Annotated in this window: 14 protein-coding genes; 5 read left to right on the forward strand and 9 right to left on the reverse strand. The window is 45.7% G+C overall.

The genetic code is table 11. The features are described from left to right. Positions 1–3 precede the first annotated feature (3 nt). Positions 4–471, forward strand: a complete 468-nt coding sequence (locus ABGV42_RS18555) for an AAA family ATPase (protein WP_347382955.1) — start codon at positions 4–6, stop codon at positions 469–471. 27 nt (positions 472–498) lie between these two features. Here the strand turns inward: ABGV42_RS18555 and ABGV42_RS18560 are convergent, their stop codons facing one another. Beyond that, positions 499–1,446, reverse strand: coding sequence for an arsenic resistance protein (locus tag ABGV42_RS18560; protein WP_347383287.1), 948 nt, complete (start codon positions 1,444–1,446; stop codon positions 499–501). A gap of 229 nt (positions 1,447–1,675) precedes the next feature. Between ABGV42_RS18560 and ABGV42_RS18565 the strand changes: the two genes are divergently transcribed. Continuing rightward, entirely contained in the window at positions 1,676–2,434 is a 759-nt protein-coding gene (locus ABGV42_RS18565) for a tryptophan-rich sensory protein (protein WP_347382956.1), read from the forward strand. A gap of 110 nt (positions 2,435–2,544) precedes the next feature. Here the strand turns inward: ABGV42_RS18565 and ABGV42_RS18570 are convergent, their stop codons facing one another. From ABGV42_RS18570 to ABGV42_RS18585, 4 genes are all read right to left on the reverse strand, one after another. Further along, positions 2,545–2,919, reverse strand: coding sequence for a RidA family protein (locus ABGV42_RS18570; protein ID WP_347382957.1), 375 nt, complete (start codon positions 2,917–2,919; stop codon positions 2,545–2,547). 72 nt (positions 2,920–2,991) lie between these two features. Then, positions 2,992–3,672 carry an oxidoreductase gene (locus tag ABGV42_RS18575; protein WP_347382958.1) on the reverse strand — a complete coding sequence of 227 codons (681 nt, stop codon included), beginning with the start codon at positions 3,670–3,672 and terminating at the stop codon, positions 2,992–2,994. A gap of 23 nt (positions 3,673–3,695) precedes the next feature. Further along, the gene (locus ABGV42_RS18580; RefSeq protein ID WP_347383288.1) at positions 3,696–4,856 is read right to left on the reverse strand and encodes an MFS transporter; all 1,161 of its coding nucleotides are present in this window, start codon (positions 4,854–4,856) and stop codon (positions 3,696–3,698) included. A 205-nt stretch (positions 4,857–5,061) separates the two neighbouring features. Beyond that, a complete protein-coding gene (locus tag ABGV42_RS18585) occupies positions 5,062–6,477 on the reverse strand; it encodes a sensor histidine kinase (RefSeq protein WP_347382959.1) in 1,416 nt (471 codons plus the stop codon). Between the two features lie 233 nt (positions 6,478–6,710). On the opposite strand from ABGV42_RS18585, the gene ABGV42_RS18590 reads away from it, so the two are divergent. Beyond that, positions 6,711–7,364, forward strand: coding sequence for a phosphatase PAP2 family protein (locus ABGV42_RS18590; RefSeq protein ID WP_347382960.1), 654 nt, complete (start codon positions 6,711–6,713; stop codon positions 7,362–7,364). Here ABGV42_RS18590 and ABGV42_RS18595 read toward each other — a convergent pair. The 4 genes from ABGV42_RS18595 to ABGV42_RS18610 form a co-directional block, all read right to left on the reverse strand. After that, complete coding sequence (locus tag ABGV42_RS18595; RefSeq protein ID WP_347382961.1) at positions 7,357–8,880, reverse strand: HD-GYP domain-containing protein; 1,524 nt, start codon at positions 8,878–8,880, stop codon at positions 7,357–7,359. The two genes, ABGV42_RS18590 and ABGV42_RS18595, sit on opposite strands and share 8 nt — an antisense overlap. A 727-nt stretch (positions 8,881–9,607) precedes the next feature. Next, positions 9,608–9,925, reverse strand: coding sequence for a hypothetical protein (locus ABGV42_RS18600; protein ID WP_347382962.1), 318 nt, complete (start codon positions 9,923–9,925; stop codon positions 9,608–9,610). A gap of 242 nt (positions 9,926–10,167) precedes the next feature. Then, positions 10,168–10,272 (reverse strand): YjcZ family sporulation protein, encoded by a 105-nt coding sequence (locus tag ABGV42_RS18605; protein ID WP_212677023.1) that lies wholly within the window; start codon positions 10,270–10,272, stop codon positions 10,168–10,170. Between the two features lie 50 nt (positions 10,273–10,322). Continuing rightward, on the reverse strand, positions 10,323–10,427 hold the full coding sequence (locus tag ABGV42_RS18610; protein ID WP_192262833.1) for a sporulation protein YjcZ: 105 nt from the start codon (positions 10,425–10,427) through the stop codon (positions 10,323–10,325). A gap of 401 nt (positions 10,428–10,828) precedes the next feature. On the opposite strand from ABGV42_RS18610, the gene ABGV42_RS18615 reads away from it, so the two are divergent. Beyond that, entirely contained in the window at positions 10,829–11,230 is a 402-nt protein-coding gene (locus ABGV42_RS18615; RefSeq protein ID WP_347382963.1) for a helix-turn-helix domain-containing protein, read from the forward strand. A gap of 47 nt (positions 11,231–11,277) precedes the next feature. Continuing rightward, the gene (locus ABGV42_RS18620) at positions 11,278–12,399 is read left to right on the forward strand and encodes a PsbP-related protein (RefSeq protein WP_347382964.1); all 1,122 of its coding nucleotides are present in this window, start codon (positions 11,278–11,280) and stop codon (positions 12,397–12,399) included. The last annotated feature ends 209 nt before the right edge of the window (positions 12,400–12,608 follow it).

Genomic DNA, 12,608 nt, shown 5'->3' on the forward strand with positions numbered 1-12,608 from the left:
AAAATGAAAAGGCTGATTTTGATTACAGGAATGTCGGGTACGGGAAAGTCAACGGCTTTGGCCGAACTGGCCAGGAAAGGACATCATGTGGTGGATACGGATTACGGGGGATGGAGTGAAAATCCAGATGGAACCGGTTGGTTATGGAACGAAGAACGGATCACGGCACTTCTTGCGGGCCATAACGAAGGAGCGCTGTTTATTTCGGGTACGGTCTCTAATCAAGGGAAGTTTTACCCCATGTTTGATGCAATTGTCTTATTAAGTGCACCACTTGAAGTTATTTTGGAACGGGTGTCTTCCCGTCAGAATAATCCTTACGGAAAGACCATGGCTGAACGAGAAGAAATTATTCACTATGTGCATACGGTGGAGCCACTGCTGCGTGCCGGATCTACGTTTGAAATCGACACGCGCAAATCCATTGCGGAAGTGACCCTTGAGCTTGAGCGAATAGCGACCTCACCTTAGAAGTAAAGCACAACCTAAATGAATATCTCATTTATCTCTTATGAAGAATGAAGGCACCAAACGAATGTAGATTAACTCCCCCGCCAATTCGACGATGGTTTGGGTTACGATGGCGGCAGCAGCTATTGTAGCCCATTCTCCCGGGAGAGCAAGTGCCAGCGGCAGCACGACGAGTGAATTACGGGTCGCCGAGCTGAAGATCAGCGCACGTCCGGCACCGATGTCCAATCGGAACAGAAGCGCCACCAAGCGTGACAGAAAAGGCATCAATATAAGAAAAGCCACGTAAATAGGAATTACATTCACAATAATGGAGAAGTCTGAATACACCTTGCCAATCTGCGATGAAACCACCACCATTAATGCCAGCGCCATCATCGGAACAGGCAGCCACGCTGCTGCATTCATTATCCGTTCTCCATCGGCTTTATCCCTCGCCCACACCTGAGTAAGGATTGCGAGAATCAGTGGTATAACAATGAGAAACAGGAATGCTTCCACAAATGGCCCCACCTTCATCAGCTGGGCCGTCTCCTTCCCGATCAGTAACCACAAATACAAAGGCAGTAACAGCATCTGCACCACAAACAAGATTGGCGTTACAGCCAGCATAAGCTTTTCATTCCCACGTCCAAGCTGGGTAAAAACAATGACATAATCGATGCACGGGGTTAACAAAACCAGATACACACCGATGAGAACCGCAGGCGATTGCGGGAATATCCACGTTAGCAACGATACAATCACAGGTACAACGATAAAATTGGCTGTTAGAACAGCGCCGATAAACCTGAGGTTGGATAACGATTGTTTTAACTGCAAAAAAGGAATCTGTGAAAACATGCTGTATAGCAAAATGGCCAGCACGGGTGACACTGTGTAATGCAAAGCAGATCCCCACTCAGCGTTTCCCAGGCCAATTGCTGCACCAATGAGCAGTGCTGCAACATAGAACCAGGTTTGCTGCTTTTCCATCGTCTCTCTCGTAAGCAAACTTCAACCTCCTTATTTGAAGCATATTCCTTTTTCATTAAGCGTACATTGGACAGAGCATGATTCAGCCTGTGAAGGAAATGCAGGTTATCCTGTCATGCATCCTGTGAATTTTTTGCGGCTCCTAATTAGAATGTGGAAGAATTGGGTATATTCATTGTAGACTGACCCGCGGTTCATTTATTCTTTTGTAAACCAAGGAGGATGTACAATGTCTCGTAACAATCCGTACAAATGGCTAAACGCGATTGGCTTTATCGCAGTTATCGTTGTGAACTATCTGTCGAATTCCCTACCCATCGGCGGGAGAACCAACAAGGAAGTATCCGATATGTATCCCGTGCTGCTTACCCCCTCAGGGTACGCCTTCTCCATCTGGGGATTAATCTATCTGCTGCTTGCAGGCTTCGTGGTCTATCAGTTTCTTCCTTCATCGTGGAAAAGGGATTCCATCACCCGTCTCGGTTACTGGTTTCTGGCAAGCTGCGTCTTTAACGTAGCATGGATTTTTGCTTTTCAAAATCTTCAAACAGGCCTCGCCCTGCTTATTATTGTATTGCTTCTGCTGTGCCTTATCATGCTGTATCTTAAAACGCGTGCCATCACCCTCCCAACAACGGCGGAGATTTGGCTGGTTAAGCTGCCGTTCAGCATCTATCTCGGTTGGGTCAGTGTGGCGACCATTATTAACGCGGCTGTTCTATTATACAAAATCGGCTGGGATGGTTTCGGTATCAGCGAACCTGTCTGGACGATCATCATGCTGATTGTAGGGCTTGTGCTGGCTGTACTGGTGAGCTTCCCTTATCGGGACAGCATCTACCCGCTTGTCTTTACGTGGGCATATATTGCCATCGCACTCAAACAGAAAGATGTTTCCTCCGTCTATTATACGGCGATTATCATTGCAATTGTCCTTGCAATCTATGCCGTATGGCTCTTCTTTGCCCGTAATCAAGACCGTGATTAAGTGGGGAAAGCCCACTCTATGTAATATCATTTAAAAAAGCCGATTCCGGTCAACATGATTCGGAATCGGCCTTTTATGTATTGTAATTCTCAAAAAGAGATACACCCGACCTACTTCAGGGCAATAACTTCGATCTCTACAAGCGCATCCTTCGGCAGACGAGCTACTTCAACTGCACTGCGTGCCGGGTAAGGCTGTTCGAAAAATGTGCTGTATACCTCATTCACAGGAACGAAGTCGTTCATATCTTTCAGGAATACCGTCGTTTTTACGACTTTATCCATGCTGGTGCCTGCCGCTTCCAAGATCGCTTTTACGTTACTTAAGGATAAGCGGGTCTGTTCCTGTACATCTGCGCCGAACTCTCCCGTTTGGGGATTCAGGCCAAGCTGACCGGATGTGTAGACGAAATCGCCTGCAGCAACGGCTTGGCTGTATGGACCGATAGCACCTGGAGCCTGTTCTGTAGAGATTGGTTTCTTCATGGGCTGGTTCTCCTTCATGTTCTCAAGTTTTGAAGCCTATTATACCATGATCCCCTCTTGGCAAGAAACATCTCAGGAATTCTCTGTTCCGATGGCATGAATCACTTCATTGGAGTACACATGGTCGCCTTGGGCCCTGACGAGCGCCATATTAATCATTGCTCTGGCGATGGTTGAAGCATGTATCGCTCGGTATTTGGCAGCCTTCCCCCTCATCCAGCGATCCATGAACGTCATCAGGTGGGCAGCAAGCTGTTCACCAAAACGCTTCTCCCCCCGGTCACCCAGGATTAGAGATGGTCTAAAGATATGCAAGGAACGGAAACGAACGGAGGATAGAGCTTCCTCCATCTCCCCTTTGGTTCGACTATAAAACACTCGCGAGCCCGCATTCGCCCCCATGGAGGAAATCACAAGCATCTGGGATACCCCTTGCTCTTTCGCAAGTTTAGCCGCCTCAACCGGATAGTGAAGATCGACCTTGCGGAAATTTTCCTGACTGCCTGCTTTTTTGATCGTCGTGCCCAAACAACAGTACAAGTCATCCATATGGTGAAACAAATCCTTGGCATCCCCCAGTTGATCCCAGTCCACCACATATTGTTCAAGCTGGGGATGCTCAAGCTCCAGTCGCTTCCTGACCAGAATACGAACCATTCCATATTCGGGTTGCCGAAGCAAGCTATGGACGAGCAGGCTGCCCACCAGACCTGTGGCTCCGATTACAATGGCCTTTCGCCCGCTAATCTCCATACTCATCCCTCCATTTTCTGCGATTATGATTTCAGAAGCACTCGGCGTCCCAGCGTAAAGGCAAGTAGCAGCATGGCAACACCAATCCCTACCTGAAACCCATAGGTAGAAATCCAGGTCATCGCTTCCGGCATTTCTTCCATTTTCTCATACAACCAACCGCCAATCAGCGGTCCGAGGAACGATGTTACCCCCGTTAAGGCTGAGTAGACGGCGACAAACATCGGTCTTTCACTTTTGGGCGTATCTCCGATCGTAAAGTTGAAGGCAAGCTGGTTAAAGCCTCCCACACCGATACCAAGAAAGATATGAGACAAAAAGAGCGCTACCAAAACGGGCATGAACGACATCAAACCCCAGGACAAACAGGAGAGTGCTATAATCGGCAGTGTCCAAAATAATAAGGTTTTGTTGCTGAATCGTGCGTTCAGATTACCCCAAATATAGAATCCGGCCATCATGACGATGGTCTGAACCACCGTAATGAGAGAAACCATCTGATAATTAATGTTAAGCAAATCAAGCATCACATAAGAATACAGCGGAACAATCAGAGTTTGAATCCATAACCAAACGGCCAGAAATAGTGCCGCCTTCAGAAAAGACCGATCTTGAAAAGGCTTCTTCAGCATTCGCCAGAAAACCGTCTCGGTTGAACGTTCAAAGGGAACATCCGGATAAAAGAAGTAGATAACGATATTTGCTATCGCACAGATCCATACCGGAATGAACAGAATGAGGAAGCCCGGCCCGCCCGGAAAACGGTCCAAAACGATGCCTCCTACAAACAAGCATACGCTTCCAAGTGCATTCAGGATCGTATTCCGAATGCCGAAATAACGCCCCCTAACCTTGGCAGGTACGATGTCCCCAATCAGGGAAGTCCAGATCATGCCCCCGATGGTATTGGATATAAATGCAACTGTGTACATTCCAATATAAACGCCCACCCACCACTCTTTGGGGAAGAGGAAGGGGATTAATCCCGTCGCACTCCACAATATGCGATGTACCCCAACGAATAACAACAGCGTACGTTTCCGACTGCGAATACGCTGCATCCAGAAGGCTGCTCCAATCTGGGCAATATTCACAAACGTGGTTATGGCGAGTACAAAACCGATGTGTCTTGACCCGGCCCCAAGATAAAGCAGAAATCCCGTTAAGAATGGTCCCCCCAGCAATGTTTGCAATATAATTGCCGGTACACCCTCCCATGTTGCGATCGATAAGTTGATGCGTTGTGTCGAACCCTTGCGACGTTTGCCAGCAAACGAGGGAGGGTTAACTTTGACCATCTTCTGTATGTGGATACACTCCTTAGACCGGGTTGTGACTGCCGGTCGATGCTAGTTATCACCACAAATTCTACTCCCAGCAAGATGGTTGTCAACTCATTTTTTCATGGTTTAGCGGAAGGTAGAGCCGGAAGGTACTTCCCTCGCCTTCAACACTTTCAAGACGGATCGAGCCATTCAGTAAACGCGCCAAATCCCGGCTGATGGACAGGCCAAGTCCTGTGCCGCCAAATTTGCGACTAATCGATCCGTCAGCTTGCTGGAAAGCTTCGAAAATGGAGTGGTGCTTATCTTCAGGAATGCCAATTCCCGTGTCTTTGACCGAGAAAACCAACCATTTTCCTGATCCTTCAGACTCGTCCGACTGTTCGGTGCTCACCGTCAACTGCACGGCTCCCTTATGCGTAAACTTGATGGCATTGGACATCAGATTACGCAGAATTTGCTGTACACGCTGTGGGTCAGACCACATCGTTTCGGGTGCGTCAGGTGCCTTCTTCATCAGCAGCTGTATTCCTTTTTTCTCAGCCACCAGCTGGAAGTGACTCATTACGTCTTCAGCGAGCTGTGACACACTAATATCCTCATATACGATATCAAGCCGCCCAGCCTCCACTTTTGACAAATCCAGAATGTCATTAATCAACGTAAGCAGTTCCTGGCCCGATTGGTCAATCATCGATGCAAACCGAGCGATATCCTCCTGATCCATCGTATCGCTGCTCTCACTGATCATCTGTGCAAAGTTAATCACACTGTTGAGCGGTGTACGCAGCTCATGCGACATGTTGGCAAGAAATTCGGATTTGTACTGTGAAGCCAGCATCAGCTGCTTAGCTCGTTCTTCGAGTACAATTTTGGCCTTCTGCAGTTCTTCCTTCTGCACAGACAATAAGCGGTTGGTACTTTGGATAAGTAGAATCCGATTCTGTTCATTCTGAAAGTCCCGCAGGATAAAAGCAAAAATAAGGCTAAGTACAATACCGGTAGGAAGCGTGTAGGGCATGATATGGGAGAAAAAATATGTTGGAGAAAAGACGCCAAGCAGAGCAATATTGATGCTGTTGACGACATTAACAATCACTATAACCAGCACACCCTTGATAATAAGTCTATAGTCACTGCGTCTCATCCATATATTTAACCCAGCACATACCACACCAAGAATGGCCATGTTACCCAGAGCCGCCAGCGTAGCCTCATTAATACCAAAGGTCAATCGGGACAAGCCTATCCCAGCACCAATAATAATCAAACTATACGACTGCCTGAAGGTCAGAACAGCAATGATTAATGGAACAAACCGGAGGTCAAAAATCACTTCATCTGTTAGTTGAAAGCCAAATACCGTACTAATCCAACCCGCAAAAATAAGAACCAGCACGGAGCACCATTGTTTAAACCTGGAGGAAGCACGTATCACAATGTATTTATAGAACACACTAGCCAAGTAGGCTATGGTTATAAGCATCCCCATATTTAATACGAACATCTTAGAAAATTGCATTCGCTCACTCCTGTTGTCCCGACTTCGTTCGTAGACACACCTTTTGCCCGCATATACTTCTATCATATCATGCCCCTACTGCCTTCGACATTCCTGGCTCGTCAAAAAAATACACAAAAATACACAAATCTCGATTCAATTTGTGTTCAAAACATAGTAGAATATAGTGTTGTTTAATTTATCGCTGTGATCCACTTCCTTGACGGGTTTGGATTGAAAGGAGAAACGTGGTAGTGCAATCGTTAAAAAGTAAATCCTATTGGCTGTCATTAAGCTTGATGCTTTCCCTGGCTGTCATGGGACTGTTATATGATGTTCTTAACAGCCCTGAGCGCGGATTCGCCGTGCTCAGTTCACCAATTGACCGGCTCATTCCTTTCGTACCCGGAATGTCCCTTCCGTACCTGGGCTGGTATCCGTTTGTATTTGGTGTACTCGCATACCTCTGTGCCAAAGACCGGTTTACCTATTATCGCGTACTATTGTCCATGAACATCTGTGTCTGGATCTGTTATCTGATTTATTTCAACTTTCAGACCAGTGTTCCTAGACCCGAAATCACAGGCACAGGCCTTGGCGCATCCGTTCTGGGATGGCTCTATAGTCAGGATCGTCCTTTTAACTGCTTCCCGAGCATTCATGCACTGCATTCCTATCTCGTTATGCGAGCGGTCCTCTCGGTACAGAGCATTCGCCGTTATGTCAAACTGCTCGTAGCCGCTGGAGCAGCACTGATTGTGCTGTCCACCCTGCTGATTAAACAGCATGTGATCTATGATGCTCTGGGTGCAATCATCCTGGGTGAGTGCGTCTTCACCATTATCACCGGACTGTCCTTACACCGGCGGCGCCGAAAAGGTTCGAAGTGGACAGAGGGGATCAACTGACCCCTCGCTCCGACGAACCATGGAGGTGCTCTTTCCTTCTCCACTCTTCTATAAACAAGCCTGCAAAATAAGGGTCCCACTGGGTCCCTTTTCCTTCTTCCAGGATGGATAGCGCTTTCTCATGACTCATGCCGTTTCGATACGGACGATCGGAGGTCATGGCATCAAAGGCATCAGCAACTGCAATAATCCGCCCGAAGAGCGGAATATCCAGGCCTGCTTTGCCATCCGGATACCCTTTTCCATCGTAACGTTCATGATGAGACCTCACACCCGGCAAAAAGTCTGCCATGGCATCCATGGGTTCGATCTGCAACAAAATGCTCTCGCCCAGAACCGGATGGGTCTGAATGATAGCGAATTCTTCCTCACTCAGTTTGCCGTCCTTGAGCAGAACCTCATCAGGCACCCCGATTTTGCCAATATCATGAAGAAGTGCAGATTTGTACAGCAAATCCGCTTGTTCCTCACTCATGCCACTCAGTTTGCCGATCATGAGCGAGTACTCGGCCACCCGCATGGAATGTCCGGCCGTGTATTTATCCCTCGCATCCAGTGCAGCAGCCAGCATGGAGAAATAACTCTGCAGCAGCTGCCGATTACGTTCCTGCCTCATCTCCAGCCGGTTGATCATCATGTTAAACCCGGAAATAAGTGCCGAAAATTCATCCGCATAAAGGTCGGGTGCTCTTCTGCCCAGGTCCCCTTCCTGAATTCGGTTCATCTCTTTTGTTAATTCTGCGACCGGATCACGCACATCCCGGATCAGCAACCAGCTGCCTACCAGGGCAAAGCCCGCCCCCAGCACGACAACGATGATTCCCCACAGGATATACTCTTTCGCAAATTCCTGATCCATATACTGAAGCCTGATAAACGTAGCCAGGAAAAATAAACACAGTGGAAATAGTCCAATGAGGGCTGTGCTCAGCTGAAATTTCCGCTGAATGGATACCAGCACACGTCCTCCCAATGACGGCTCGGTGCCATACTGCTGTTTACCTCGGCGGCGGGCCTCCATCAGAAGTGGTCTGATCGCCCGAACGGTCAGGAAATATTCAATTAACGCATGCATGATGGCAATCAACATGGCACAAGCCGCTGCTACAGCAACATAGTTTGTTGGGAAGTCCAACCAACCCACTGTAAGCATCCATAGGGTTAACCCGGCAGCCGGCAATGAAAATCCCAGCAGATGCGGTCCCATGATCCGGTAGATGGTTCGCCCCGGAAAATGGTGAATAACCTCATACATTTGGCTCAATTCAGCCCGCTCGTGACGCTCTTGAGCGAAAAATTGCCTAATTGGCCTAAGCTGAACCCGGAAGGCAATGCCTTCGGCAACGAGCATAAACAAAAGGGAAATGAACACAATCAGAATCAAACGCACATATTCAATATTTGGTATTTGCAGCGTAGAGACCATCACCACAGTACCAACAACAAAGACAGCCGCGAGTGAGCCTACCAGATAATTGCGCACCAGACGAAAGATAAATGAACGGTATACCTCCACCCAAACCCCTCACTCTCTATGTGCAACCAGTTCTCCCGATAAATGAAGGGGGAGATCCAGGGTATTGCCTTTATCTTTTATCGGTCAAGCCGCGCTAAAAAATTAATGATCTACATAAGCATTCATTTCCGGCATATTACACGATGTGCATATGTCCGTTTATAGTCATGCTCCCAACCCAAAAAGACTGTTTTTCGCAGGAAACAGACTTTTTGGGTTGTTGTATTTAACCTTTAATCTTGGCAGCCAGAATCATCGTCTCCCAAGGCTGGTCACCCATCGCGTCCGGTTCCAATGTAATGGCAACTGTATCATAGTCATGCTGCACCCTTCCTTTATCTTGCAAAAAATTACAGAGTGTGGTATACTCTTAAAGTTGGATTTAAACCTCAACTGATTTTCTATCTTCTTTTAACCCCGGAATATTTTCTTCATGCTGCGACCGCAGCGAATATGTAACGACCAACCTATGGAGATTGAAGAACCTGAATCACATTAACCCGGTATAACAGAGTTTCACAAGATTTTCCCATTCACACTGGCGCGGTCATCGGAGCCGCAAGGACAAAAGAGAGGTAGGGCTTTTGTTGTTTTGGAAGTCACTTATTCTTGAGAAGATTGAAAACATACACAAACCAAGCACCCGGAATTGGGTTCCGGGTGCTTTTCCATGTCTGATTACATATTTTATTAATTTAGTTCTCCGCGCTTTATCGAAAAGTCTTATTTAGATAAACATGGTTTTGGAGATAATGACGAGCAGGATGAAAAGTACCAGAATAGTGCCCATCGATCCCCAGCTTCCCCCACCGTGACCATAAGAGGTTCCACAGCCTTGGTTGTAACCATAACCGTGCATGACTGGAGCCTGGTTCGCGTGGTGTCCGTACCCGTATCCATATCCGTATCCAAGCGGCTTTGTTCCGCAGCCGTAACCGTACATTTCGTGACCTGTGTATTGGTAACCATGCATGTGTTCATTACCTCCCATATGTCCGTATACGTGTCCCTGTCCGTTCGGTGAATTCGGTTTAACTTCGCTCATTGTTCATTCCTCCTTAGCATTTGCCTACACCCCTAAGCTATGTACTTTGCCTACTGCTGGACCGGGCTATGGCCCTCATTTGGATAAAATGGGCACTTTGCGCCATTTCGACTGCCGTGGAAGTTTGCCTGCTTTCCTTGGGTTCGTTGAATCGAATTTCTGTATGCTGTTCTATCCAGCCATCGTCCAGCTTGTCCATAACCTAAAAAAACCCTGCCGGGTAACCGGCAGAGTTCGCTATATTATACCCAGAAAGATTTTGTGATGATAACGAGGAGAATGAACAGAACCAAGATGGCTCCAGTCGATGTCCAGCCGCCGTATCCTACGCCTCCGACTTCGCTCATGGAGAACCCTCCTTTACCAGAGAATTCGTGTTTAGGGCCTAATAAGGTTATTATACCCAGAAAGATTTAGTGATGATGACCAACAAGATGAAGAGAACCAAAATGGCACCAGTCGATGTCCATGCTCCGCCGTATCCACCTACAACTCCACTCATGTAAAACCCTCCTTTGATTTGAGGTACAGTTCACTATATGCAGAAGTCCTTTCCCAGACCGGGCTCAAGACAAAAATAGGCTGCTGTCCACTTACCTTAGTAAACATCCTGTTTGTTTAACATAACTCCTTAGATACCAATACCTTATTTAATCGAGTTTTCTAAATTGCATATTTCAACAACCAATAGTTCTCTGGATACATGCACATGTTTGAAGTCAATTATCTATATAGTGACGTAAACTATACGCCCTTAAAATTGATGCACAAATATTACCAAAATGGTATTATTTATAGGTTGACCTATTTATTGATGGGTATAAAATTACCTTTTTGGTAATTTTATATGCTCTGTTAATTAGTAATGTTATTATTTTACTATTCAAGTGGAAAGGAGTCTTTATGCCTACTTTGGGTGAGCGCATTAAACATTTAAGAGAAATGAAGGGGTATTCACAGAAGGAATTGTCAGAAAAAACGGATCTCACAATAGTTCAATTGTCCCGATATGAAACTAATCACAGAAAACCTGATCCTGAAGCTTTATGTCGCTTAGTAATGACGTTGGGTACCAGTGCAGATTATCTTATCGGTCTAAGTCCCGAGTCGTCATTAGCATCTCCGATCAGGAATCTGAATCAAGAATCAACTTCATATCTAGATCATCCCGTACATGGGAGTTTCTTAAAGAACTTTCTTAATGCACCTGATCAGCTTAAAAACGAAACCCTGCAATTTTTCAACTTTATTATGAGTAACTACGAGAGCTCAACTCTGGAGCAACGTAAACACAAGATGACTTAAGAAAAAATCTCATCCGATGAGAAGCACATTAGGGGATATTAGAAATCATGAAAAAACTTATCACGATTCTGGCAGTGACTGCATTGCTTAGTGCTTGCGGTAATTCAGAAACATCCAAAACAGCAGAAACACAAACTTCAGAAACAACAAGTGCAACTGAAACGGTCTCTACCGAGGCTAAGACTACCAAATACACTACATACAGTGGCGAAGGCTTCGCATTTTCCTATCCGGATTATTGGAAAAGCGTAGATACAAGTCAAATGAATGCAGCAGTTAAAGCAGCATTTTCAGACCAGTCAACGTCATCACAATTCGCAGATAACATTAATTTCACCATTGAATCCAACCCAAGTGGTTCAATTAATCCTGAAGAGTTTGCCAATAATGTTGTGGACTATTACACACAAAATGGTGAATCTATCGGTGTTTCCAATTACAAGAAAGTTAGTTATACGAATAAGCCCTACAAGGAGTATAACGCAGGTGTTTTGGAAGGAAACTACACACACACTTCCGGCACGGATATAGTTCTCATCCAATACATGATCCCGACTAACAGCGAACTCTACACCATGACCATAACGTCTTCCAAAGACTCCTATAATCAGGATACAGTTAACGAAATAATTAACTCCTTAAGTATCTCTGCTCCTTTGGAACAGACTGCTGGAAGCACAGTTTCTGAAAGTACTGTTGCTCAAAGTACAGCTGCCGATTTCTTCAATGATTTAACACCATTTCTCACAGATAACACAGCTGTATTAGATCAGACTTCTTATGATTTCATTGCTGATAATAACGATTTGTTCCCTGCCAGTACAGCGGATCTTCGCAAAAAGGCAAAAGGTCTTGTTAACTCCAAAATTACGACCAGACATCTGAATAAAAATGTGGCTAACTATTATGAGGATTTTGTGAAAGTCAGCGGACAAGTAATTCAGGTTGAAGAAGACAGCTCTCTAGGATCTACTTTTTCAGTTGTTCTTGTTATGGATGATAACGGTAACTATGTTACTGCACTATACCCAGCAACGACTGGAGATCTGCTTGATGGAGATTACGCTACCGTAATTGGTGCACCTATTGCCAACTACTCTTTCCAAAATGTCGGAGGCGGTTTTACAAATTCCACGTTGATTGGAGCCTCTTTGGTTATCGCCGAATAACTCTTTGCACAAACAAGAACTCAACCTAACTAGGTTGAGTTCTTTCCATTTCCCTATCTTGTTTAGTTATCACAAACACGAAACCACATAGTCCTCTCGTCATAATCAAAATTAATTAATACAAATCGTAGGAACCAATTTTACATTCCGATTATATATTTATGTTTATTTTCAGTGGAACTTCCTGCGATAAAGCGTCACCATTATGA

The organism is Paenibacillus pabuli (genome assembly GCF_039831995.1).
Taxonomy (GTDB): Bacteria; Bacillota; Bacilli; order Paenibacillales; family Paenibacillaceae; genus Paenibacillus; species Paenibacillus pabuli_C.